This is a genomic window from Synechococcus sp. Tobar12-5m-g (genome assembly GCF_024345415.1).
Lineage (GTDB): Bacteria > Cyanobacteriota > Cyanobacteriia > PCC-6307 > Cyanobiaceae > Regnicoccus.
The window spans coordinates 35,115-58,071 of sequence record NZ_JAGQBB010000013.1 but is presented as its reverse complement, the minus strand read 5'-3'; the positions used below and the strand labels follow the sequence as shown (position 1 = coordinate 58,071).

The 22,957-nt window shown below is 64.2% G+C and carries 16 protein-coding genes; 10 read left to right on the top strand and 6 right to left on the bottom strand.

Annotated elements, in window-relative coordinates:
• The first annotated feature begins 40 nt into the window (after window positions 1-40).
• The 7 genes from KBY66_RS09615 to KBY66_RS09585 all read left to right on the top strand — a co-directional run bounded on the left by KBY66_RS09615 (window position 41) and on the right by KBY66_RS09585 (window position 14,689).
• Window positions 41-4,180, top strand: coding sequence for a CHAT domain-containing protein (locus KBY66_RS09615; RefSeq protein WP_255089157.1), 4,140 nt, complete (start codon window positions 41-43; stop codon window positions 4,178-4,180).
• Window positions 4,116-4,973 (top strand): hypothetical protein, encoded by an 858-nt coding sequence (locus tag KBY66_RS09610; protein WP_255089123.1) that lies wholly within the window; start codon window positions 4,116-4,118, stop codon window positions 4,971-4,973. Before KBY66_RS09615 ends, KBY66_RS09610 begins: the two co-directional genes overlap by 65 nt.
• A 24-nt stretch (window positions 4,974-4,997) precedes the next feature.
• Window positions 4,998-5,609 carry a hypothetical protein gene (locus tag KBY66_RS09605; protein ID WP_255089121.1) on the top strand — a complete coding sequence of 204 codons (612 nt, stop codon included), beginning with the start codon at window positions 4,998-5,000 and terminating at the stop codon, window positions 5,607-5,609.
• On the top strand, window positions 5,606-7,321 hold the full coding sequence (locus tag KBY66_RS09600) for a ShlB/FhaC/HecB family hemolysin secretion/activation protein (protein ID WP_255089120.1): 1,716 nt from the start codon (window positions 5,606-5,608) through the stop codon (window positions 7,319-7,321). The genes KBY66_RS09605 and KBY66_RS09600 overlap by 4 nt, the downstream gene beginning before the upstream one ends.
• A gap of 29 nt (window positions 7,322-7,350) precedes the next feature.
• A complete protein-coding gene (locus tag KBY66_RS09595) occupies window positions 7,351-9,270 on the top strand; it encodes an adenylate/guanylate cyclase domain-containing protein (RefSeq protein ID WP_255089118.1) in 1,920 nt (639 codons plus the stop codon).
• A 1,021-nt stretch (window positions 9,271-10,291) separates the two neighbouring features.
• Entirely contained in the window at window positions 10,292-13,873 is a 3,582-nt protein-coding gene (locus KBY66_RS09590) for a hypothetical protein (protein ID WP_255089117.1), read from the top strand.
• 201 nt (window positions 13,874-14,074) lie between these two features.
• The gene (locus KBY66_RS09585; RefSeq protein ID WP_255089116.1) at window positions 14,075-14,689 is read left to right on the top strand and encodes a TVP38/TMEM64 family protein; all 615 of its coding nucleotides are present in this window, start codon (window positions 14,075-14,077) and stop codon (window positions 14,687-14,689) included.
• On the opposite strand, the gene KBY66_RS09580 is transcribed toward KBY66_RS09585, so the two are convergent.
• From KBY66_RS09580 to KBY66_RS09570, 3 genes are read right to left on the bottom strand one after another with little or no spacing between them, the layout of a single operon-like run.
• Window positions 14,680-14,859 carry a hypothetical protein gene (locus KBY66_RS09580; RefSeq protein ID WP_255089111.1) on the bottom strand — a complete coding sequence of 60 codons (180 nt, stop codon included), beginning with the start codon at window positions 14,857-14,859 and terminating at the stop codon, window positions 14,680-14,682. The two genes, KBY66_RS09585 and KBY66_RS09580, sit on opposite strands and share 10 nt — an antisense overlap.
• 14 nt (window positions 14,860-14,873) lie before the next feature.
• Window positions 14,874-17,000 carry an NAD-dependent DNA ligase LigA gene (ligA, locus tag KBY66_RS09575; RefSeq protein ID WP_255089109.1) on the bottom strand — a complete coding sequence of 709 codons (2,127 nt, stop codon included), beginning with the start codon at window positions 16,998-17,000 and terminating at the stop codon, window positions 14,874-14,876.
• Window positions 17,001-17,008: 8 nt separating this feature from the next.
• Window positions 17,009-17,431, bottom strand: a complete 423-nt coding sequence (locus tag KBY66_RS09570) for a hypothetical protein (RefSeq protein ID WP_255089108.1) — start codon at window positions 17,429-17,431, stop codon at window positions 17,009-17,011.
• A gap of 85 nt (window positions 17,432-17,516) precedes the next feature.
• Here KBY66_RS09570 and KBY66_RS09565 point away from each other — a divergent pair, with 85 nt between their 5' ends.
• The 3 genes from KBY66_RS09565 (at window position 17,517) to KBY66_RS09555 (ending at window position 19,437) form a co-directional block, all read left to right on the top strand.
• Window positions 17,517-18,071: a SprT family zinc-dependent metalloprotease gene (locus KBY66_RS09565; RefSeq protein ID WP_255089106.1), complete on the top strand. Its 555-nt coding sequence runs from the start codon at window positions 17,517-17,519 to the stop codon at window positions 18,069-18,071.
• 183 nt (window positions 18,072-18,254) lie between these two features.
• Window positions 18,255-18,854, top strand: coding sequence for a hypothetical protein (locus tag KBY66_RS09560; RefSeq protein WP_255089104.1), 600 nt, complete (start codon window positions 18,255-18,257; stop codon window positions 18,852-18,854).
• A gap of 61 nt (window positions 18,855-18,915) precedes the next feature.
• Window positions 18,916-19,437 carry a DUF1269 domain-containing protein gene (locus KBY66_RS09555; RefSeq protein ID WP_255089103.1) on the top strand — a complete coding sequence of 174 codons (522 nt, stop codon included), beginning with the start codon at window positions 18,916-18,918 and terminating at the stop codon, window positions 19,435-19,437.
• Between the two features lie 19 nt (window positions 19,438-19,456).
• Here KBY66_RS09555 and KBY66_RS09550 read toward each other — a convergent pair whose 3' ends face one another.
• From KBY66_RS09550 to mnmG, 3 genes are read right to left on the bottom strand one after another with little or no spacing between them, the layout of a single operon-like run.
• Window positions 19,457-20,035, bottom strand: a complete 579-nt coding sequence (locus tag KBY66_RS09550; protein ID WP_255089101.1) for a chorismate lyase — start codon at window positions 20,033-20,035, stop codon at window positions 19,457-19,459.
• Between the two features lies 1 nt (window position 20,036).
• Window positions 20,037-20,903 carry a hypothetical protein gene (locus KBY66_RS09545; protein ID WP_255089098.1) on the bottom strand — a complete coding sequence of 289 codons (867 nt, stop codon included), beginning with the start codon at window positions 20,901-20,903 and terminating at the stop codon, window positions 20,037-20,039.
• 14 nt (window positions 20,904-20,917) lie between these two features.
• Window positions 20,918-22,891: a tRNA uridine-5-carboxymethylaminomethyl(34) synthesis enzyme MnmG gene (mnmG, locus tag KBY66_RS09540; RefSeq protein WP_255089097.1), complete on the bottom strand. Its 1,974-nt coding sequence runs from the start codon at window positions 22,889-22,891 to the stop codon at window positions 20,918-20,920.
• Window positions 22,892-22,957: the final 66 nt, after the last annotated feature.

The following is a 22,957-nucleotide window of genomic DNA, read 5'->3' as shown; positions in this document are numbered from 1 at the left end:
CCTCGCCCTGGTCCTCGTGTCCTTTCCGGCCTTGGCCGACGTGGTCGGAGGGGGTCTGGGAACCCAGGTGAATGGCGCCACGAACGGCCGTTGCAGCAGCGGTTTCTGCTCCGTCGGCGGCGGCACTGCGGCAGGCCCCAACTTGTTTCATCGCTTCCAACAGTTTGACACCCGCGGCGGGATCAACGGGGTGGGCATCGATACCCAGGGACGCTCCAATGTGATCGTGGGGGTCAGCGACCGGCTCGGCACCTTTCTCGACAAGACGCTGAGTCTTTCGGCCCCGGCCAACCTGTTCTGGCTCTCGCCCGGCGGCATCTGGCTGGGGCCTGGAGCCAAGGTGGTGAACACCACGAATCTGTTGCTTTCCACCTCCACGGGCCTGAGGATTGGTGAGAGTGGCGTTTTCGATGCCTTCAGCACCGATGCCGCCGCAGCTGCTGCCCTGACCGCACCGCCGGAGCTGAGCTGGCAGGCGCTCAAAACGAGCTTGGGAACCCTGGACAGCCTTGGGCTGGGGACAACAAACGGGTCGATCGTGTTGGCCGGAGGCAGGTTGACGGTGGACCGGTCGCTGATTCTCGAGGCAGGCAACGGTGCCATTCGCAGCGAAGCCGGCAGCAACAGCCTGCTCACGGCGGGTTACCTGCCGCTCACCGAACCTGGACTTGACCGATTGCGACTTGGTGCGCAGCAGATCGAGCTGAACGACATCCAGTTGAAATCTGGCCAGCCCGGCAAACGCGGGGCGATCGATCTTCAGGCGATCGATGCCCTTCAGTTGCAGCAATCCAACCTTGAAGGCAAGCAATTGTTCCTGAGGGCAGGCAAGGTTTCGGTGATTGACAGCACGCTCCTGGCGCCGAAGGGATTGATCCACCTGGAAAGCTGGAACCCCGACCAACCGCTGTCGGTGGTCAACAGCAGCTTGGATGTGGGTGTTCACACGCTGGAAGACCTCCGCTCTCCCATCACCTCCGTTGTTTTCGACAGCGGAGCGACGCTGACCCAACCTGACCCTGACCCCCTAATCGGCCTGTTCTCCAAGGGCGACATCCTCGTCAGTGGATCGTCTCTCAACGCATCCCAAATTCTGACGCCGCTGCTGGAGGCAAATCCAGCTCTGCCGCGCAGCGCGATTCAACTTACAGACACCAGTGGCAATGTGGTGCTGGCTGCCGATGGTGGGATTGACTTCCGCCGCAGCGTGGCCCGCGCCGACGCGACGCACAATCTGGCGGGGAACCTTGCCTTCCAGTCCAACGGCAACAATGGAGGAATCAAACTGTCCGACTCCCTGTTGGGCGCCAGCGGAGGGGCGGGATCAGGTGATCTGCGGTTGAGCAGCGCTGCAGGAATTGTTCTCTTCAACAGCAAGCTGATTGCCGAGAGCGACCATTTTCCGGCCGGCCCCGGAGGAAGAACAGGGTGGGCAACAATCAGTAACTTTGCAGGAGGAGAAATTACCCTTCTCAACAACTCAAAGAAGCAAGGCATCACAATCCAACGATCGACGTTGAATGCCCCGTATCACACGTCCGCCGGGCCGCTGGAGAACCGCACATTCGTGGATTCCCAGGAAGGTGGTCCCATAATACGTTTCACTGATCGAACCGATGGCACAGATAATGCAGTTGATGCAGGCACCGGATTTACTGTTCTGGGTGGAAAGATTCGGGTGATTTCCCAAGGGGGTATTCAAGTCACAGACCACTCTGTTCTGAGTGTCGACAGCTCACCGAGCCTCGGTGGTCAGCTTGAAAGCTTCGGCGGCAGTATCCAGATCCTCAATCTCTCGGCTTACCGTCAGGAAGGGTTAACCATCGATCAGGAATCGACTCTGACGGCACGCACCGGTGGAACCCTGTTCAACACCCCCAAGGCTCTTGGAAATGCAACTTACTTCTTCGGGCGGGGTGGCCGGATCGACCTTTTCAGCAACTCGAACATCGCATTGGCTAACGCCACACTCGATGTGAGCAGCAGCAATCCAATCTCCCCAGATCTTGGATACCCGTTTCAGCCTGATCCGTTCGGCTTTCAAGGTGCAATTCGAGCAGTCAGCCGAGGTCAGCAAACCATCAGCAACACCAGGTTCAACATCAGCGGTGATCAAAGCACCCTGGCTCCAGCCGGCCAATTGGCTCTCACAGGCCTTGGGGCGATTATCGCCATCGACAGCTCCATCACGACTGGACGCACAGCAACAGCGCAGGATCCTGCAGCCACGGGCTCCATTGAGCTGCGATCGGCAGTGGCCACTTCAGATGGCTCTGGCCTCCTGCTAACTCCTGGAGGCTCCCTGCAGATCAGTATCGGCTCGCCTGAAGAAGTTGGCAACCAAATCCAGGTAAGCTTTGATCAACTTCGCAATAATCTAGGAGCCATTCAAATCCAGGGTGGTAGGGCGGTTGATACCGTTCTAGACGGTCCCGAAGGGCTTGTGAACCAGAGCCGTGAGACTGGCCTGGTCAATGCGTACACCATCGTTCTTGAGCCGGGGGGCGTCACCAACAACCCCCTTATAGGTGGTCAGCCTGACCAGAAGATCACATTGATCACTAGCACGCCAGACGGGATTAGTAACTCTACCGTGATCCCTTCAGCAACTTCGATCGCTTCGGCCTCAGTGAATGCCGTGGAGTTCCCCTGGGAACCACCTCGTAACTGGTGGTTGGCCCCTGGACCCACGATGACCGTGACCGCTGTTGTGATCCCCCCCCCTGGCGGTGAAGGGATCACTAAGGCCATCTCAACACCTGAGGTTGCTGCGGGCAGCATCAGCGAAGGCGAAAGGCTCGTTGCTGCGGGGTCGTCAATCATGTCCCAGGGGCCCTCGCTGCCACCGATAAACCCGGTGCGGTTGCTGAGCGTTCCCGAAGGGGTGGAAAGCTTCGAGCGGGGAGAAAGCCTTGCCATGAAGTCAACCATCCAGGCTCTCGGCCTCGAATCCGGCCGAGACACCGTGGTACCCAGCGTGGCCACGCTGCAGGAGAACTTGCAGGCGAGCGAGGCCGATCGGCGTCATCAGGCGCTTTCCCCCTCAGGATTAGAGGGCGGCCCCGGAAGGCCCTATTCCCCAGCCATCCTGAGGTTCAACGCCTGGCCCCTGCCAACGGGCGAGGTGTTGATCGATGTGGTGTTGATCCCTCCCCACGGTCCGTTGCTGGGCTGGCAGCACCGCGTCAACCAGGAGGCACTCCATCAACTCATTGGCAACGTGCAGCGACAGTTCAGCCGCATGGAATGGCTCGATCAGGCCGGGCAATCGCCGCAGGGCCGTGAGCTCGCCTCACTCCTGCTCGCGGATGTTCTCCCCGTGTTGGAGAAGGAGCGGATTACCTCGGTTCTGCTTTCAGCGGATCGGAGGCTTCAGGCGATCCCCTTTGCTGCCCTTCCGCTCACGGAAACCAGCTTTTTCGGTCAGCGTTTTGCCCTCACCATCACTCCCTCCCTTGGCCTCACCGATCTCAGTACGCCTTCTCCAGATCCAGGAGATACTCCCCGGCGCATCCTCCTGGCCGGGGCGAGCAAGTTCAGTTCGGGCCTGGTTCCACTTCCTCTCGTTAAACAGGAACTTGGGGAGATCTCCGCCGGCGAGCCCTCCGATCTACTGCTCGATGATGCGTTCAATGGGCCCAATCTTCGTACCCGGATCAACACCACCAACTACTCCCAGATCCATATCGCTACCCATGCGGAACTAAGCTCCGGCCAAACAGGTCTTGGTACGCTCCACACCACTAACGGCGCATTCAATCTCGCCAGCCTCCAGGCTGGGAAGCGCACGCCAAACCGGCTGGATCTGGTCAGCCTGAGTGCCTGCCGAACCGCACTTGGCGACGAGCGCAGTGAGCTTGGCCTGCTTGGAGCGGCACTCACCTTTGGCGGCCATTCAGGACTCGGTACCCTCTGGTCCGTGGACGACGCCGGCAACGCGGCCTTTTTCATCCAGTTCTACCGTTACCTGAGGGGGGGAATGACCAAGGACGTGGCCCTGCAGGCCACGCGCCGGGCCTTCCAGCGGGGCAAAATCAGAGTGTCCGGGTCCGATCTTATCGGGCCTGGTGGTCAAGTTCTGATCCGTGACCTCTCGCGCAGTGATCAGGCGCGGTATGCCCAAGGCCTCACCCATCCGTATTACTGGGCAGGCGTATTGCTCACCGGCAGGCCTTGGTAACAATGAACACAATTTATCCGCCATTACTTGGTATTATCCCCAGAAAAATGTGCTCGCACCAAACCACATGATGAACCCCTCCAATGCTCCCCCGCTATCTTCCTTATTGCCAGGCTGGATACGCCGCGGTATCGCTCTGCTTGCCGTGATGGCGATCGCTTGGCTCATTCTGCCGGAACGAGGGTTGGCGGCCCAACCGAACACCGCAATGATCTGCAAGTTTAGGGACCCGGGTGATCTAAGTTGTCTGCAAACGACAGGTGAACCACCCATTACCCATGTGTTCTGGCATCCCCAAGATGCTACTGTCTCAACAAATCAATCCATCTCACTTGGTGGCAAGGTGACTCGACTTACCTTGGCTGGCAGACTTCCCTTGAATGGAACTGGTAACGGCAGTTCAGGTGTCGGTCCTAATATCATGGTGGGCAACATTGGCTCGAACACCTTTTCTGGTGGCAGCCAACCCACCACCTATGTGCTGGGCAACTCCGCCCAAACAAGCATCACCAGGCTGCCTTCTTGCACCGTATCAGGCAGCACAGATTGCCTTGCAGTAACTACAACCGGAATTGCAAGCGAAAAAGACTTGGTTACGTTTGGCGCCGGCACGAACAATGCTGTCTACATCAATCGAGCGATGGAGTCGGCTGACTGCCTACGACGTCTCTATTATTGGAAGGCGAATGCGAGTGGGGGAGGGTTCGTCATGGGTGCCACCACCTATGGCGGCGGAATCCTAAATTCATCGGGAGATTGGCTAGATCGTTGTTCGATCATCCCTGTCCCCTGAATGATGAATTACCCCCTTACATCCATGAGCAGCTCAGGCCCTACTCCCTCCGAGCCGAACAATAGTTTCAGGCCAAACCCTCTCTGCATCGCCCTTGGCCTACTGATTGCTCTTCTGGTTGTTGCACTCCTGTTTTGGTCACGCTTGCCAGGTCAAGTCACCCCGCTCAAACCCGTGCCAGGCGTCGCCAGATTGGTGGGATTCTCACCTGGGGATTCGAGGCTGGTCTTCAATCCTGATGACCAGCGGATCATCTTCAATGGCAAGCCATTGGAGGCCGGTTCCCAAAAGATCTTCATTGCCCGGTTGCCTCTAAATCGCGAAGATGGTGTTGAGCTACCAAGCCAGGGTTCTCATATTCCTTTCGTTTACTTCCCCGGCCGCGGCCTTTTGGCGAGCTTCAGCAATGACACCGAGGCCTACGGAAGTGAGGGCAATCCGGGAACCGTCATCGCCGAATTCACCGATGCCAGCGGCAGGTCGTTGTCCATCGAACCGGCTGATCCGTCCTTGAATGTTCTGGAAACGTCTTTCGTCCTGGTGGCTGAGGCTGAGCCATCAGAAAGCTCCAAGGACAAGCTGCCGCCACCAGTGCAGGCCCCTGCTCCGGAACCAGCAGCAACCATTGGGCGTTGATCGCCCTGCAGCTGCTCGCCCAGCTCGTCGCCCCGCCCCTTCAGCCGGGGCCGGTGCGCTTGCCAGGTTCCGGCATCGTTCAGCCGCCCCAGGCCCCGGGCCAGCAACGCCAGCCAATACCGCAGCTTCAGCAGCCGAACGAGCAGGTGGAGCCCAGGCTGCCAAGGGAGCCTCAGCAGCAGCCCCCCCAGGGGCGCCAACCCGGTGGAGCAGATCCGCAGGGACTGCCGCGGGTCGAAGGGCTTGACCGCTATACAGCCGATGAACTCAGGAGGATCCTGGTTCCCTGTGCCGCGATCGCCTATCCCGCCGAGCGGCTGAGCGCCTGTGCCGCCGCCCTCACCACCCGGCTCGTGCTGGATGGTTACGTCAACAGCCGGGTGTATCCATTGGCCACGCCTTTTCCAGGGGTGTTGGAAGTGGTCGAGGGGCGGATCGTCGAAATCAACATCACCAGCACCAGCCCACGCCTGACCCGAAGGCTGCAGCGGCTGCTGCTGCCGCTGCAGGGCACCGTTCTGCACCTGCCCAGCCTCGAGCTCACGATCCAACGGCTTCAACGACTCTCCGGCGTCGGCCAACTGGACGCCAAACTCAACCGGCTCGGTGGCGACTCCACCCGGGCCGTCCTGGTGGTCAACGCCGAATCCGCTGCAGAGCCGCTACAGGGAGAAGTCGCCCTCCGCAACGACGGCAATGGCGGCAGCGGCCAATTCCGGGGCCTGGCCACCCTGCTGAAGAACAATCTCGCCCTGGGCGGTGACACCCTGCTGGTGTTCGGTGAGATCAACACCGATTCCAAGCCCAGCCTGGGCTACACCATCGGCTCGATCAGCTACAGCCTGCCTCTGGGCGATCGCCTCGGCTTCACAACTGCCTTGGGGGTGAGTCGCCGCACTCTTGTCGAAGCGATCCCGCCAGCAGATCAGCTCTCCTTTCGCCAGTTGCAGCTGCTGGGGCAACTGGAGATCACCCTTTGGGAAACCCCTTCCAGTCGCTGGTCCGCCTTCGCCGGTCTCAGCGTCAGTCGCAGCGACGCCTACCTGGCCGGAGCCAGCTTCCCCGCCATCGGTGGCGGGGGGAGCGAAGGCTGGCTTCGCACCGGCTTTCTGAGAGCGGGCATCAACGCCGAGGGCCGCGGTGCCGGTTTCGCCTGGAGCGGCAGTGTCTACGGGCTCCAGGGGATTGCCGGCCTCAGCACCGCGGCCCAGCTGAACTACCTGGCCTCGTTCGGTATCCAACCTGGAGAAGCCCGCAGCATCGGCGGCCAGCTCAACGGGGCCTGGGCCCTTGCCCCCCGCTGGCAGCTCCAACTCGGCGCCGCGGGCCAGCTTGCGTTCCAACCGCTCACCGGCCCGATGGGCTTTGCCCTTGGCAGCGATAACGGGCTGCGGGGCCTTCCCGGCCAGGTGATCAGCGGTGACAGCGGCCTGCTCGGAAGGGCCGAACTCAGTTGGAGCATCTGGAGCCAGGGCCAGACCCTGCTTCAGCTGGTGCCGTTCATCGGCGCGGGCGCAATCCGCACCGAAACAACCGATGGAACCCTCACGGACGGCGCCGGGGCCGGGGGGCTCCTGCTGCGCTGGGTGAATCGATCGGGCTGGCTCGTCGAGTTGGGCTGGTCCAACCAGTTCGGCACCGAACAGCGACCCTTCTGGGGAGATTGGCTGCTCGGAAGCGGGATCTACACCAAGCTGAGCTATCGCTTCTAGTTCCGCCCGACGTCATGGCCCCCAGGTGGATGGATCGGTCAACTCCGGGGCGCCCTGCCTGGAAGCGCCTGCGGCGCCTGATTCCCTATGCCGCGGCCCTGGTGCTGCTGGTGTCGCTCCGTCAGGCTCACCTCAGCGAGAGCCTGAATCTCCTTCTCTACGATCTGGTCACCCAGTGGCGTGCCGCCCCCTCTGGTCGGGAAACGCCGATCGCCATCATCGGCATCGGGGAAGCGGACCTGAGGAAACTGGGCTGGCCCCTGGATGATGGTTTGTTGGCCGAGGCGATCGAGCGTCTGGATCGGGCCGGCGTCGGCGCCATCGGTCTTGATCTCTATCGGGATCTTGGTGTCGGCATCCACCAAGAACGCCTCCGCTCCCTGGCAGCCAGCCACGGCCGCCTGGTGTCGGTGTACAGCGCGGTTGACCGGATCGGTGCGATTCCGGGAACCCCGCCAGACCGACGTGCGTACATCGATCTGACGATTGACCCGGATGGTGTGGTGCGCCGTGATCTGGTCCATGTGCGCGGACTGGGCCCAGAGGGGGTGACCCTGCCGATGCGTCTGCTGGAGGTTGCCACCGGCAAAACCCTGTTGCGGCAGCGAATTGAGCGCGGCGATTCGAACCTTTCAGGCCTGGAGCAATCCGGCGGTGGCTACACCGACCTCGACAATGCTGGTGTGCAAAGAATGTTGGCCTTTCACCGGGCTGGAAGTTTCCCGACCTGGAGCCTGAGTCTGTTGCTCAGCGGAGGGGTGCCCACCGCCGAGCTGAGGGGGAAAATCGTGCTGATCGGCAATCTGGCGCCCTCCCTGCGAGACAGTTTCCGAGTCCCCTTCAGCCGGTTCGGCGCTGCACGGGGCCTCGCCACGATGCCGGGGGTTGAAATCCACGCCCATCGCACCGCAGCCCTGCTGGCCCAGGAGAGCAGCCATTCCTTCGGCCTATTGGCGGCACCGGGCTGGGCGAATGCCCTTCTGGTGTTGGCGGGCCTGGGGCTCGGGATCGGCCTCGGAGAAGGGATCGGAAGCCTGCGCCGCAGCCTGGCGGCCGTCGGCACTTTGGCTCTCCTGGCTGCCCTCGCCGGTGCCGTGGCTCTGGGCCAAGGGGTCTGGTTTGACGGCGCGCTGCCCCTGGCCGCCCTGGCAGCCTTCTCCGCCGCCGCCTGGACCCGCCGTGGCATGGAAGAGCAAAGGCAAGGCCTCGAACTGGAGCGCCTGCTTGGTCAAACCACCTCGGCTGCCATGGCCCACGAACTTCTGGACAAGCGGCAGGGACTGCTGGAGGGCGGGCGATTCCCCGGCCGCCAGGTGTGCGTCACGGTGCTGTTCGCGGACATCGCTCATTTCAGCCGCCTGGCCGAACGCCTCGATCCAGATGCTTTGCTCACCTGGCTGAACAGGAGCATGGGCGTGATGGTGTCATCGGTTCACATGCACGGTGGGCTCGTCAACAAGTTCACCGGGGATGGGCTGATGGCCGTGTTTGGGGCCCCCCTCAGCCAGGGAGTCGCCGAAGACGCGACCGCCGCCGTCAACTCGGCCTCCGCAATGCGTGAACAGCTCAGGCAACTCAATGGATTCCTGAAGCTGGAAGGCCAACCTTTGCTGCAACTGCGGGTCGGCTTGCACAGCGGCTGGGTCATCGCCGGGTCGGTCGGGAGCCCGGAACGATGGGAGTTCGGCCTCATCGGTGATGTCGTCAACTGCGCCTCCAGAATCGAATCCTTCGCCAAAACAACCATCACCGACCATTGCCAGGTGATGGTGTCATCCACCACCCATCGGTTGGTCGCTGATCGGGTTCAGGGTGCCTGGAAACCCCGGGGGATGGTGCCGCTTGATGGGCGCTCGGAGGGGCTGGAAGCCTGGGAACTGATCGATGGGGCAAGCCCCGAGGCTCCTGACAACCCCTCGCAGGACACCGGGAGTCGCGCTGGAAGTTGACCCATCAGGTGCTCATAGGAGAACACGGCCAGCAATCCGGCTGTGGCAATGGTCCCCCCGCAGGCTCGGCTGAGCCGTTGGATCTCCAGCACGGCCTCTTGATCATCAGCGCCTGGGAGCGGCTCCAGCAACGAACGGGCCGGCGGAGCGCCGGACAGCCCTTCAGGTTGGTCCGCATCCTGGCAACGGGGGAAACTTTCCCAGAGCACCTCGCGATCGATGGACGGGATCGTCAGCAGCCGCACCCCGGGGGGCCTCGGTGGCAGTGTCCACAGTCCGAGCGATTCCAGGTGCACCATCAAGGGCCGAGGATCGGTACTTTGCCCTTCCAGGAGAGCGATTCTGCGGGCCTTGCCGGGAGCGAACCGGCTGTCTAAAGGCACCAGGTGGACCACCTTCCGGGACAGGCAGAGATCCCGGCTGCCACCTGACTCCCGGTAGACAGGAAACTTGCGGCTGTTGTCTCCTGCTGTGGCCTTCGGCGCGATAAGAGCCAAGACCGGCAGGATGGCCGCCAAAGCTGCCCGGATCCTGAGCCTTCCGATCCTGGGGGAAGCAGTCAGTCGAGATGCCATGGAACGGTCCCTCATCGGGTGCAACCCAGTCTGGTGATCGATCCCGCACTGAGACAGTGACCAAGCACAAGGACTGCTGTGATCCGACTCACAGGATGGGGCGCTTCACTCCTTCAACGATCCCTGAGAGCACAGTCCTGCCTTCTCAATCTGGGGGCAGGACTGAAGCCAGCGGAGCGTGACCAACCCAAGAGTAGCTGGAACACGGAGATGATCAGGATCACCAGGTTTCGGGACTGAGATCACCCTGGATCCCCAAGGACGCTTTCACGATGGAAGCGTCGAGAAGGAAGGTCCTGGCAATGACCACACTCCGATTCACTTCCAGACCTCGTCTTTACGTTGTAGGGACACATTGTTGGCCGGAAGTTGCCTCCGTGCTCCTCGGGTTTGGGGGATTGGATGTTGGTTCCGACCGTGGGGCCATGGCATCCGTCGGAGTGATCTTGAGCCTGTCCGTCGTGATTCGTACGGGTTGGAACGCTGCGGTCCTGCTGCACGGCTTGGGGCATACGTTGCTGATCGCCGCCGTGGACAGAAACGGCAAGGCTCTGAGCGTTGACAACATTGCCGAGCATCAGGATCTTATAACGCTGGCCCGCTCATTGATGCCGTTTCAATGGATCGGTGGCCCATGGACTTGGGGACATGCCTTGCCGTGGGTCCACGCTGGAGACCCAGCGGCCTGGAAACTTCGCATGAAGGCGACAGGTGGATTGGTGTTGAACGGCGTGGCCGTTGCCGGGGCCCTTGCCGCGATCCAATCGCCAGAATTCAACCTGGCGCTGCACAACGGCCTCCTTCCATTCTGGCTTAGCAGCAGCATGGTGGGGAGCTTGCTGGCGAGCAACGGCATGCTGCTGGCTTGCTCAAGAACTGATTGGGCTGCCTTGCTCACAGGGCACGCTGATTGTTTCTACTGCGGCAATTTTGGCTTCATTGCCGAGCGAGACGATATCTCAGCCAATGAGTTGCTGTCACAACAGGGGATTGAGCGTTTCCGAACCATGGGCCACGAAACGGAAGTTCGTGGAGAACAGGCTGGAGGGGGCCTCGTTCTCGCCTGTGACAGAGCGGGACACATCCGGTTTGTCGGGGAGAAGTTGGTCAACACCAAACGGCAAAATCTGACCCTCCACCTTGAATCGGCCTTTGCACGAAAGCGGCGTCAGGCAATTCGAGCGGGCTACAGGCCCTTGAACTCCTGCATCACGGCAGCTTGGCACTATCGCTTCGGGACCAGTGGACCGCCATCTGTTCTTGAAACCCATTGGCACGAATGGTGCCCGGCCCGGGTCGATCGAATTTGGGAACAACACGATGGCCACTGGTCAGCGACCCAACAAAATATCAACCATCGCATCACTCACAACGGAGACTTCGAGGGTTTCAAGTTATTCAACAGGGTTGTTGATTACGAAACTCTTGGATTGTGGCTGGAGAGAGTCCTCCACGTTGCCAACAAAACATTGGGAGATTCCCCCAAGATCGCAGGCATGCTGGACGTCCTGATCTGCAAGGGAAACTGGTATTCAGCCGTTAGGCTGGGCTATCAAATTGCGATTGCGCAAGACGTTTCGGCTGCATTTGGTGGAATGACTCCAACCAAGGCCGCGCCTCAAACGGCACCCTCCCGTTCGACTCTTGAGCACTGGGCATCCATCTTCGAAACATGCTTTGTAGACTTTGCCCAAACCTATTCAGAGCGGGGATGGAGCGATGACAAGCTCAGGCGGCAGCAAATGCAACGCCGCATCCATGACAACCTAACCCTCGATTCTTGCTTGAGCATGAACGGGGCGGATCGCTTGTGGACCTTCATTGACGAGACGGTCCATGCTTTTCTTCACAATGATCCGGAGCAAGCCAGCCGTTTGTTTCTGACTCAGGCCAGAGGTAGCTTCGGCCTCATCACCCTTTCCACCCTTACACCTGATCAAGTCGTTCTGGGTTGTCTTGGACAACCACTATCCACAGGCTTTGATCCTGAAGCCCGGGTTTCTCTCTACGCTTCAGAACCCGCTTCGATTGATGCAACGTTGGCGTTGAGGCCGCAGGCCTTCAGGATTGATCTGAATCAGAATTCAGGCGAAGTCGCAGTCCTGACATCCACAGGCCTAAGGGTTTACTCCCTATCGGACATGCGGAATATTTCAGCTGATGAACTTCTGGGCAGAAAGATTCTCTACAAAAAAAATCCCCACTTAAAACCCAACCATCCATCCGCAGAAGCAAGAAAGGATCCCGTAGCAGCTGACTTGCGCGACATTCCCTGGATGTTGCATGCCATCAAGGATGACTGGATCAACCCATCGTCTTTGAATCGGCAAAGTGCTGACTACTTCATCAACATTCTCATCGCCAAGGCCCATCATCTCCAGGATAAGCAGGCCCTGCTGAACAAAGTTGGCCTGGATCCGTCGCTGGCCAAGTCCAGTCATGTGGACCTGCTTGTGACTGGGGTGGAGAACAGTCTGTGGGTTGGCGCCCAGTTTGCCAAGGACCTGGCCTCTGTCTTTCCGTTGTTGACGATCAAGACACTTTCCTCCAACCATGTCCTTCAGAGCCTTCAGCATGATTTTGATGGACTGGGTCTAGCCAGGCAAACGGTGGTGCTGGCCATCAGCCAGTCAGGTCAAACCTTCTGCACAAGGCAGGTCATGGAGGCCTGTGATCTGCTCGTCCGGGAAGATGTGATCCGTGAAGTGTTTGTGCTCACCGGCGAGCCAACCAGTTTTGTTGGCTCCTCAATGATGCAGTCAGCCTGTGCGGGTGAACCATTCTCGAGGCGACTGTTCAACAGTGGTGGTGGTCGCCGCACGGCCGAACCAGCGACAGCCTCTGTCGCTGCGCTCCACCAGACGCTGACTGAGCTGCTCTTCTGTCTCTGTCGACAGATCCAGTTGGCCTTTCCTGATCAGCACCCACTTGGCATGACCCTGAGCTCCAGGAGTCTGTTGGTGCTCGAAGGCATGGAAGACCATCTATTCCTGCAGTCTGTGGTCAACATCATTGGAGCTGACTGCCAACGAAAGAGAAAACCAACTCGACTTTACAGGCAAATTGTCGAAGGGGGGAGACATTGGGGATTTCATGTGCTTGAACACCCAATAGCCTGGGCCATTCAGGCTCTCTATGTTGCGATCACAGTTGGTTGGGCCATCCCTTTTGGGCACACGATCCCGCTGATGCAGACCGTGTGGAACGCGCTGATCGACGCTTTCGGTCTGAGTTCAGATTGGCTCCTGATTCAGGCGCTCTCAGGAGCATTGGCGATGGCCGATCTAGGGATCTACATCTTTGGACCCTGGCTCTGGACGATTGGGCTTCGCTTGGCGCAGGGACGGCAAGTGCTCGCCAGAGCCGGGAAACGAACCTTGGTCATTGGGGAAACCCCCTGGGTCCATCAGATTCTCAGCAACTTTGTCAGCAAACTGTTCTCGTTAAGTTATGGAGTGACGTCATTGGAGGTCCAGGCAGCCAACCCTCAGGATGATCTGGTTCACTCTTACGCCCATCGGATCGTTCGAGGCACGCTCCTCTTCCTAGGCATCCCTGATGGTCGGTGCAGTGAGCAGCAGCGCAGCGAAGAGACGGCAGCCATGATGGCCGGCCGGCAGGCCCATGGGATTCAACATCTGAAGACAGGGCCAGAAATCTTGTTGGTTGGTTCCAATCCTTCGATTGGCACCAAAGGATTTGCCAAGGGAATTGTTCTGCCCAGTCCGGTTCACAAGGCCTGTGAGGAGTTCGGAACTGACCACCAGGGGGACAAGATCATGGAGTCTCTACGTGAATCACGATTCGGCTCGTTTCGAAGGTTACTTGCGAGTTACATCTTTTTCTGGTCAATGGCCCAGACGGTTGCCAGCCTTCCGCTGCTAAAGTACGAGTTTTGGAAATCCCAGAGCCGCACCAAAGTCATGACAACAGCCGCGCCTGTTTCTGCTGGCAAGTTGGATCGTCCTGAGCGGGATGAAGTGTCTGCCCTTCACTTGCCTGTCTATGCGAATCGCGATCAGAGTTAGGGACAAAACGGATGACATCTTCACGGCAGGTGGTTCATGGGCTGGTTTGAGCCCTGTGCAAGGCTTCTTGAACAATCACCTGACCTCCCGTTCTCTCGGAAGTGGGCACAAGGCAGGCAGGGTTCCCTGAACGTCCCATCAGCATCCTCAAGGCGAAGGCGCCCCCGGGTGCCAGCCTGAGTGGCCTGCCGACCCCCGTGCATGGAGCCCGCCGCCCTGCTCGACCAGCTCCTGCCGGCCCTGCGCTCCCCTGCCGGGGCGGTGGCCTTCATCCCGCTCTATGCCCTCTGGGTGACCCTGCTGCTGCCGGGGGTGTGGGCCTCCATGCTGGCCGGCGCCCTCTACGGCCCCTGGCTCGGCAGCGCCGTGGTGTTCGTGGGGGCGAGCGGCGGGGCGATCGTGGTGTTCCTGCTGGGCCGGAGCTGGCTGCGCGGCTGGGCGCGGCGGCGGCTGGCAACCACGCCGAAACTGCTGGCGATCGAGCAGGCCGTCAGCCGGGAGGGGCTGAAGCTGGTTGTGCTCACCCGCCTCTCGCCCGCCTTTCCTTTCAGCCTGCTCAACCTGGCCTACGGCCTCAGCGAGGTGAGCTTCCGTGATTACACGATCGGCCTGGTGGCGATCCTGCCCGGCACCATCCTGTTCTGCGGCCTTGGCGCCCTGGCCGGCGATGTGGCCCGCTTCGGCGCCGTGCTCTCCGGTGAGGCCGACGCCACCACCTGGGGGCTGCGGGTGCTGGGGATCGCCGCCACCGTGGGCTCGATCTGGCTGGCGGGACGGGCGGCCCGCCAGGCGCTTGAGAACGGCGATCAGGGCTGAGCCGGCAAGCGCCAGTCCCGCAGAGCCGCGATCAGCACGAACCAGCCCAGGCGCAGCCTCGCCACCAGGCCCGGGCGGGCCGCCAGCTCGGCGTACTTGGCCCGGCCGCAATCGGTCTTGATCCAGCGGTCGATGGGCGGGGGGGCGCTGGGGTTGGGATCTGGTTGCATCGAAGCGCCGCGCTTCAGATCAGCCTGGCATCCGCCCCATAGGGGTCCTCTCCCGCCAGCATCCCCAGCAGCCCTGCCTCGTCGAGCACGGCCACACCCAGGGCCTCGGCCTTTGCCAGCTTGCTGCCCGCCTCCTCGCCGGCCACCACATAGCTGGTTTTCTTGCTCACCGAACCGCTCACTCTGCCTCCGGCCGCCTCGATCAGCCCCTGGGCGGCGCTGCGGCTCAGGCCGGGCAGGGTTCCGGTCAGCACAAAGGTCTGGCCGGCCAGGGGCGCCGGGCCTGGAGCTCCCTCGCCGCTGGCAGCCAGCGACAGACCCAGCCCTTCCAGTGCGGCCAGCAGCGCCCGGTTGGCCGGTGTGGCGAACCACTGGCGCAGGGATTCGGCGATCTCGGCGCCGATGCCGAACACCGCCGTGATCGCCTCGGGATGGTCGGCGGCGGCGGCCGCAAGCTCCGTGGCGGAGGGGAACGCCCGCGCCAGCGCCTTGGCGTTCACCGCCCCCACGTGGTGGATGCCGAGGCCGTAGAGCTGGCGGTGCCAGGGCTGCTGTTTCGAAGCCCCCAGGGCCGTCACCAGGTTCTCCGCCGACCTCTCCCCCATTCGCTCCAGGCTGGCCAGCAGGGCCCCGTCGAGCCGGTAGAGATCGGCGATCGAGTGCACCAGCCCCCGGTCCACGAGCTGCTCGATCAGCTTGAACCCCAGCCCGTCCACATCCAGGGCGGCCTTGCTCACCCAATGGCGCAGGGCGCCGCGCAGGATCGCCGGGCAGCTGCTGTTGACGCAGCGGGTCGCCGCTTCCCCCTCCTCCCGCACCAGCGCCGAGCCGCATTCGGGGCAGTGGCTGGGCAGCTCCAGGGGGGCGGCTCCTGACGGTCGCAGCTCGGTGAGCACCCGCACCACCTCGGGGATGATTTCGCCGGCCTTGCGCACCACGATCGTGTCACCGGCGTGCAGATCGAGCTCCGCCAGCCGATCGGCGTTGTGGAGGGTGGCGCGGCTCACCGTGGTGCCGGCCAGGGCCACCGGTTCAAACTCCGCCACAGGCGTCACCGCCCCGGTGCGGCCCACCTGGGCCACCAGGCGCAATAGCCGGCTGGGGGCTTCCTCGGCGGCGTACTTGAGGGCAATCGCCCAGCGCGGCGCCTTCTGGGTGAAGCCGGCGTCGGCCTGCAGGCGCAGGTCGTCGAGCTTCACCACCACGCCATCGGTGGCGTAGGGGAGCCGCCTGCGCTTCTCCTCCCAACCGGCGAAGAACGCCTCCACCGTTGCCAGATCCGGGCAGAGGGCGGCGTTGGGGTTCACCTTGAAGCCGGCGGCCGCCAGCCAGCACAGGCTCTCCCACTGGCTGCCGGGCCGGCCGGGGGCGCTGACGGCTGACGGTGTCCAATCGTCCGGCAGGTGCAGGGTGTAGGCGAAGAAATCCAGCCGCCGCGCCGCCACCACCTGGGGATCGAGCTGGCGCAGGGTGCCGGCGCAGGCGTTGCGGGGGTTGGCGAAGGGGGGCTCCTCTCGCTTCTGGCGCTCGGCATTGATCGCCTGGAAGGTGGCGTCGGGGATGAAGGCCTCGCCGCGCACCTCCAGCCAGGCCGGTGGATCTGGCACGGCCAGCCGCAGCGGCACGCTCTGGATCGTGCGCACATTGGCGGTGATCTCCTCGCCCCGCTCCCCGTCGCCCCGGGTGGCGGCCCGCACCAGCACGCCCTGCGCGTAGCTGAGGGCCAGGGCATTGCCGTCGATCTTGAGTTCACAGACCAGCGCCAGGGCCGGATCGGGACCCGTGTCCTGGGCAGGATCCGCTCGATCCAGCTGCCGCAGGAGGCGTTGGTGCCAGGCGCGCAGCTCCTCGGCGTTGAAGGCGTTGTCGAGGCTGAGCAGGCCGATGCGGTGCTCCACGCTGCGGAATCCCGCCGCCGGGGTCCCGCCCACCCGCTGGGTGGGGCTGTCGGGGGTCACCAGTTCGGGGTGCTGGCGTTCCAGGCCCTCCAGCTCCCGGTAGAGCCGGTCGTAGACCGGGTCCTCCAGCTCCGGGGCGTCGAGCACGTAGTAGGCGTGGGCGGCGCGGGCCACCAGCTGCCGCAGCTCGACGGCCCGGGCCCACTGGGCGCTGGAAGCCGAAGGGGACGTGCCGTCGGCCATGGCCGCCTTCAGGCCACCGCCAGCTTGCTGATCCGATCCACCCGCCAGGCCTTCTCCACCTTCACGAAGGTGAAATCAAGCGGCAGTTCATCCTTGGCCTCCGATTTCAGCTTCACCGTCAGGATGATCTGGCCGTCCTGCAGACGGGGCCGGCCGGATTTGAGGTTGCGGTACTTGTTGAGCTGCAGCCCCGCCAGGAAGCGGATGAACTGCTGCCGGTTGACGTGGGAGCGGTAGTTCTTGGTGGTGAGCAGGTAGGCGCCGTCGATCTGCCCCGAAGCCACCTGGGTGAAGAACTGCTTCAGCAGCGGGTTGATGCCGCGGGCGCTGAGCACCAGCTTCACCGCCGTGTAGGTCCAGTAGAGGAGCAGGGCGCCGGCGCCGGCCAGCAGCAACTTGGTGCCGATCGTCTGTGCCAGACCCCAATCCATCGTGTGCGAACGCGCGTTCCGGCCCCAGAGTCTGACCGACGGCCCCGCCAGACTGGCTGCCGTCCCGGCCCGAAGCCGAAGCGGCATGCCCCTTGAGCCCCTGCTGCCCCTGTTCCATCGGCTCGACCGGGAGCACTTCGACGGTGCCCTGGCCCCGGCCGGCCGCAGCCTGGTGGAGCTGCGCTGGAGCGATGGCCGCATGAGCCGCACCGCCGGCCTCTACCGCCGCGGCCGCCGCCCTGATGGCACCGATCTCTGCGAGATCGTGCTGTCGCGGCCGCTGCTGGAGCCCCTGCCGCGAGCGGCGATGCTGGGCACCCTCTGCCACGAGATGATCCACGCCTGGATCGACCGGGTGCTGGGGGTGCAGGAGGTGCACGGCCCCCACTTCCGCGCCCGGATGGCCCGCATCAACCAGTCCCAGGGCGGCTTCGAGGTGAGCCTGCGCCACCGCTACCCCCTGCCGCTGAGCAGCCCCCGCTGGCTGGCCCGCTGCCCCTGCTGCGGCGTCAGCGCCCCCTACCGGCGGCGGGTGCGGGGGGTGGCCTGTCGTCTCTGCTGCGACCGCCTGCATGGCGGCCGCTGGAACGCCGCCTGCCTGCTGATCTTCGAAGAGCAGGCCGACACCGCTGCCACCTAAGGTTCGCCCTCCCTTTCAGCGGCTGCGCAGGTGGATCTGTTCCTTTGGGTGCTGCAGGCCGGCGGTGTGTCGATCGCCCTGGTGGGGCTGGCCCGGGAGTGCTGGCTGCGGCAGCGCAGGTCGTTGCGACCCAGCCGTTAACGTTGGGTCAACACCATCGTTTGAGCAGGTCCAGGCAGCGCCATGAACGGTTCTGGTGATCCTCTCCGTCGCGGCAGGCGTCGCTCAGCGGGTGGCACCCTCGATCAGTGGATGACAGCGGGGCGGCAACTGGTGGACGGCGTGGCCGGCGCCCGCCCGGGCTCCCGCTCCCAGGGCCGCTCCGCCAGCGGCCGTGGCGCTGAAGGCCGAAGCCTGCAGGGGCTGGGTCGCTGGATGGAAGACCGCCTCGACTGGTTCATGGAAGGCGAAGACGATTGGCCGGAACCCTGGCAGGAGCCGATGGCGGACCGCCGCTCCATGCCCCGAACCGTGCCCCGATCCGAGGCCTATGACGCTCCACCCATCGGACGTACCCCCCGGTCTCCCGCCCCGGCCATCCCGGAGATCCCCCCAGGGCGAGGGGAGGTTTCGGCCCAGCCCCAGCCCCGGCGTTCCCTGGAGGCCATTTCGCGCCGTGCCGCTCCCCTCCTGCCGCCGGCCCCGGCCCAGCCGGAGGAGTGGCCCGATCTGCAGAGGCGCGGGGCTGGCTCGCCTTCCCCGGAACAGGAGATCGGTGCCCCGTCGAATCGCTCCACCTCCTCCCGCAGGCCCCTGCCTCGCTCAAGCCGCAGCCGCCCTTAACCTCCGGCCCGCCCCAAGCCTCTAGGTTGAAAGGAGTTTCAAGATTCCTGGCGAACCCTGAATGAGCAACCTGATCGTGGTGGGTTTCCCCAAGGCCGAAGAAGCCGATGCGGTGCGGCGCGAGCTGGTGAACATCCAGCAGGAGCACCTGATCTCCCTGGAGGATGCGGTGGTCGTCGAGCACGACGACAACGGCCAGGTGCAGTTGCGCCAGGCGGTCAATCTCACCGCTGCAGGAGCCCTCGGCGGTGGGTTCTGGGGTTCCCTGGTCGGATTGCTGTTCCTCAATCCCCTGCTCGGCGCCGCCGTCGGTGCCAGCGTGGGTGCCGCCTCCGGGGCCCTCAGCGATCTGGGCATCAACGACAACTTCCTGCGGGAAGTGGGTGAAACCCTGCCGAAAGGCAGTGCGGCCCTGTGTCTGCTGGTGCGCGATGCCACCCCTGACCGGGTGATCGAGCGCCTGCGCAGCTTCGCCCCCCAGGCCAAGCTGCTGCGCACCAGCCTCAGTCACACCGACGAGGATCGGCTGCGGGACCTGCTGGAGCAGAGCCGCAAACAGGCCGAAGCCCTGCGGCTGGGTTGAACCCTGGCCCCGGCGATCCTCAACAACCCAGCCGGCTGGGCCCCAGCCAGCGCTCCAGGGAGGGGGAGAACACCTCCCGAATCACGGTGAGGGGCCGGCCGCTCCGGAAGAAGCGGTAGTGCCGGCTCCAGTACGGCCCGGGCTGGCCGAAGCCCTGGTCCAGCCAAGGGGCCGACACCTGGGCGAGCCCATCCACCTCACGGAACAGCTCGGCCCGATCGGCGCTGAGGCTTCGCCAGATCGGCAGTTGCCTCTCGCGCAGGCTCTTCTGGGCTTCGTCCCGATTCCACCAGCTCTCGGCCCAGGCCAGGGCCAACCCGTCACAGCGCAGCCACACCTGGCGCCGCAGCAGGGGGGCGTCCAGGGCGGCCACTTCGGCCGGCACCCTCGCATCGTCGGCGGCATCCGGAGCCATGGCGATCAGCTCCACCTCCACGGCGGCGCCGGTGAGCAACTCCAGGTGGCGGGTGGGGCTGCCATCCCCGAGCAGCAGCAGGCGCCAGGGGCCAGTCAGCAGATTGCTGGTGCTGGCATCGGCGAGGGCCGCGAAGGGGATCTCCCAGAGCGGGAGGGGGGAGGCCCAAGCTGTTGGGGCCATCTCAGGGGGCGCCGCCGATGCTGACGCGCTGCTGCTGGCCGTTGCGCTCGATCACCACCGAATCCGCCTCGGCGGCCTGCAGCCTCCAGCCGGTGGCACCGATCGCTTCCCCCACCACCGTGCTGGTGGAGGTGCCATCGAGGCTGAAGATGGCCGATCCACCCCTGCCTTTGGCCTGGACCACCCCCACCAGCTCGGGCAACGGGCCAGGGCTGGAAAACCCAGGACTGGCTGGTTCGCCCAGGCTGCCGGGCCGGGCCGAACCGATCGAGGGGGCAACGGGCACCGGCCGTTGCAGGGGACCCCGCAGCGGAACCCGCAGGGGGGGTGCCTGGCCAGCCTGGCCACCTCCTCCCAGGGAGCCCAGCTCCTGCACCCAAGGCTCGTCCGGGGGAGGGGGCGGCAGGCTGGGATCGAGGGCCGCCGCCTCGGTGGCGCCCAGGCCCGCCAACGCCGCGGGGGTGGCGACAGCCGGACCGCTCTCCGTCCCGGTTGGGCCCAGGGAGCGGAGACGCTCCAGCAGTTGCAGGTTGCGTTCCTGCAGCAGAGCCTGGTTGCTCTGGTTCCACTGGTGCCACAACAGCAGGGTGGTGCCGATCCCCAGCAGGAACACCAGCGCCAGCAGCGTCACCAGCAGCGGTTGGTCGCCCCTGGGCAGGGCTTCTGGGGTTGTGGCGCGAGGTGGCTGGGGAGAGCAGGGGGGCTCATCGCGCACCACCACATCGATCGGCGACGATTCAGCCGGGCCCAGCGGTGCGGCGCCGGGGCTGAGAGATTGCACCATCCCCGCGAACACCCGATCCATGACCTGATCGGTCTTGAGTTCCCAGTAGGCGCGGGAACTGGTGATGCCACGGGGAGACGCCATGGAGGCCGCTGGGCTCAAACGTCGAGAGCGCCCAACGTAACGACCGCCCCGGACCTTGACGAGGGGGTCGCAGCAGCCGGCAGGGAGCGGCGCCGTTCCAGCTCCAGCCAGAGCAGCAGGGCCGTCACATCGGCGGGGCTGACGCCAGGAATGCGGGAGGCCTGGCCCAGGCTGCAGGGCTGCACGACGCTGAGCTTCTCGCGGGCCTCCTTGGAGAGGGTGGCGATGGCGTGAAAATCGGTGCCGGCCGGAATGGGCCGATGCTGCTGCTTCCTGGCCTGGTCGATCTGCTGCTGCTGGCGGGCCAGGTAGCCGCTGTACTTGACATCGATCTCGGCCGCTTCCCGCACATCGAGTGGCAGGGCAGGATCGGCCAGGCCATGGCGCACCAGGTCGGCGCTGTGGAATCCCGAGCGGCGCAGGAGGTCGGCCAGGCTGATCGAGCCCTTGATCGGCGCCCCCGTCTGGGCTTCCACCGCCGGAGCCACCAGATCGCTCCCCTTCAGGCGCACCGTGGCCAGGCGCTGCTGCTCGGCGGCGATCGCCGCCAGCTTGGCCTCGAAGATGCGCCAGCGGCGCCCGTCGATCAGCCCCAGCTCCCGGCCCAGGGGGGTGAGCCGCCGGTCGGCGTTGTCGCCCCGCAGCACCAGGCGATACTCGCTGCGGCTGGTGAGCACGCGGTAGGGCTCCTGGAGGTCTTTCGTCACCAGATCGTCGATCAGGGTGCCGATGTAGCTGTTCTCCCGGGGGAAGTGCACCGGCTCCTGGCCGCGGATCCGGCGGGCGGCGTTGAGGCCCGCCACCAGCCCCTGGGCGGCCGCCTCCTCGTAGCCGGTGGTCCCGTTGAGCTGGCCGGCGCAGAAAAGCCCCTGCACCCGCTTGGTTTCCAGGCAGGGCTTCAGCTGGGTAGCGGGCACATAGTCGTATTCCACGGCGTAGGCCGGCCGCAGCATCACGCACCGCTCCAGCCCGGGCAGGGTGCGCAGCAGCTCCAGCTGCAGCCGCTCCGGCAGGCCGGTGGAGAACCCCTGGACGTAGAGCTCGGGGGTGTCGCGGCCCTCGGGCTCCAGGAAAATCTGGTGGCTGTCCTTATCGGCGAAGCGCACGATCTTGTCTTCGATCGAGGGGCAGTAGCGGGGCCCCTTGCTGTCGATGAAACCGCCGTAGATCGGCGTCAGGTGGAGGTTGTCGCGGATCAGTTGGTGCGTGGCCGCCGTGGTGCGAGTGAGGTGGCAGCTCATCGGCTCGCCTTCGATCCAGGCGGCCGGATCGAAGGAGAAGAAGCGGCCTGCGGCGTCGCTGGGCTGCTCTTCCAGCTGATCCAGGGCCACGCTGCGGCGATCAACGCGGGCGGGGGTGCCGGTCTTGAGGCGGTCGGTGCGGAAGCCCAGGGAGCGCAGCGCCTCTGTGAGCCCTTCGGCGGGCTGCTCGCCGGCCCGGCCCGCCGCCATCGACTGGCTTCCCACCCAGATCCGGCCCCCCAGGAAGGTGCCGGTGGTGAGGATCACGGCGCCGGCGCCATAGACGCTGCCGAAGTAGGTGCGCACGCCGATCACCCGGGCGTCGCCGTTGGCCGGATCTCCCTCGATCTCCAGTCCCGTCACCATCGCCTCCCGCAGGGCGAGATTCGGGGTGTGCTGCAGCAGCTGCAGCATCTGGCGGGCGTACTGGCGTTTATCCGTTTGCGCGCGCAGGGCCCACACCGCCGGGCCGCGGCTGGCGTTGAGCACCCGTTTCTGCAAGGCCGTGGCATCGGCGAGCCGGCCGATCACGCCGCCGAGGGCATCCACCTCGTGCACCAGCTGGCTCTTGGCCGGCCCGCCCACCGCCGGGTTGCAGGGCTGCCAGGCGATGCGATCGAGATTGAGCGAAAACAGGGCCGTGGAGATCCCCAGCCGCGCCGCCGCCAGGGCCGCCTCGCAGCCCGCATGGCCGCCGCCGACCACGATCAGCTCGAAGGTTTCGGTGGGGGCGACGCTGAAGGCCATCGCTTGAATGTATGGCGGCTCAGGGGGAGTTGGGGCTGCCGCCCCTGGCCGACGCCTGATGATGGG

Bases quoted from the DNA above. Each gene is read 5' to 3' on its own strand.
- KBY66_RS09610 (WP_255089123.1), top strand. From the start codon at position 4,116: ATGCCCAAGGCCTCACCCATCCGTATTACTGGGCAGGCGTATTGCTCA.
- KBY66_RS09605 (WP_255089121.1), top strand. From the start codon at position 4,998: ATGAGCAGCTCAGGCCCTACTCCCTCCGAGCCGAACAATAGTTTCAGG.
- KBY66_RS09595 (WP_255089118.1), top strand. From the start codon at position 7,351: ATGGATCGGTCAACTCCGGGGCGCCCTGCCTGGAAGCGCCTGCGGCGC.
- KBY66_RS09585 (WP_255089116.1), top strand. From the start codon at position 14,075: ATGGAGCCCGCCGCCCTGCTCGACCAGCTCCTGCCGGCCCTGCGCTCC.
- KBY66_RS09580 (WP_255089111.1), bottom strand. From the start codon at position 14,859: ATGCAACCAGATCCCAACCCCAGCGCCCCCCCGCCCATCGACCGCTGG.
- ligA (WP_255089109.1), bottom strand. From the start codon at position 17,000: ATGGCCGACGGCACGTCCCCTTCGGCTTCCAGCGCCCAGTGGGCCCGG.
- KBY66_RS09570 (WP_255089108.1), bottom strand. From the start codon at position 17,431: ATGGATTGGGGTCTGGCACAGACGATCGGCACCAAGTTGCTGCTGGCC.
- KBY66_RS09565 (WP_255089106.1), top strand. From the start codon at position 17,517: ATGCCCCTTGAGCCCCTGCTGCCCCTGTTCCATCGGCTCGACCGGGAG.
- KBY66_RS09560 (WP_255089104.1), top strand. From the start codon at position 18,255: ATGAACGGTTCTGGTGATCCTCTCCGTCGCGGCAGGCGTCGCTCAGCG.
- KBY66_RS09555 (WP_255089103.1), top strand. From the start codon at position 18,916: ATGAGCAACCTGATCGTGGTGGGTTTCCCCAAGGCCGAAGAAGCCGAT.
- KBY66_RS09550 (WP_255089101.1), bottom strand. From the start codon at position 20,035: ATGGCCCCAACAGCTTGGGCCTCCCCCCTCCCGCTCTGGGAGATCCCC.
- KBY66_RS09545 (WP_255089098.1), bottom strand. From the start codon at position 20,903: ATGGCGTCTCCCCGTGGCATCACCAGTTCCCGCGCCTACTGGGAACTC.
- mnmG (WP_255089097.1), bottom strand. From the start codon at position 22,891: ATGGCCTTCAGCGTCGCCCCCACCGAAACCTTCGAGCTGATCGTGGTC.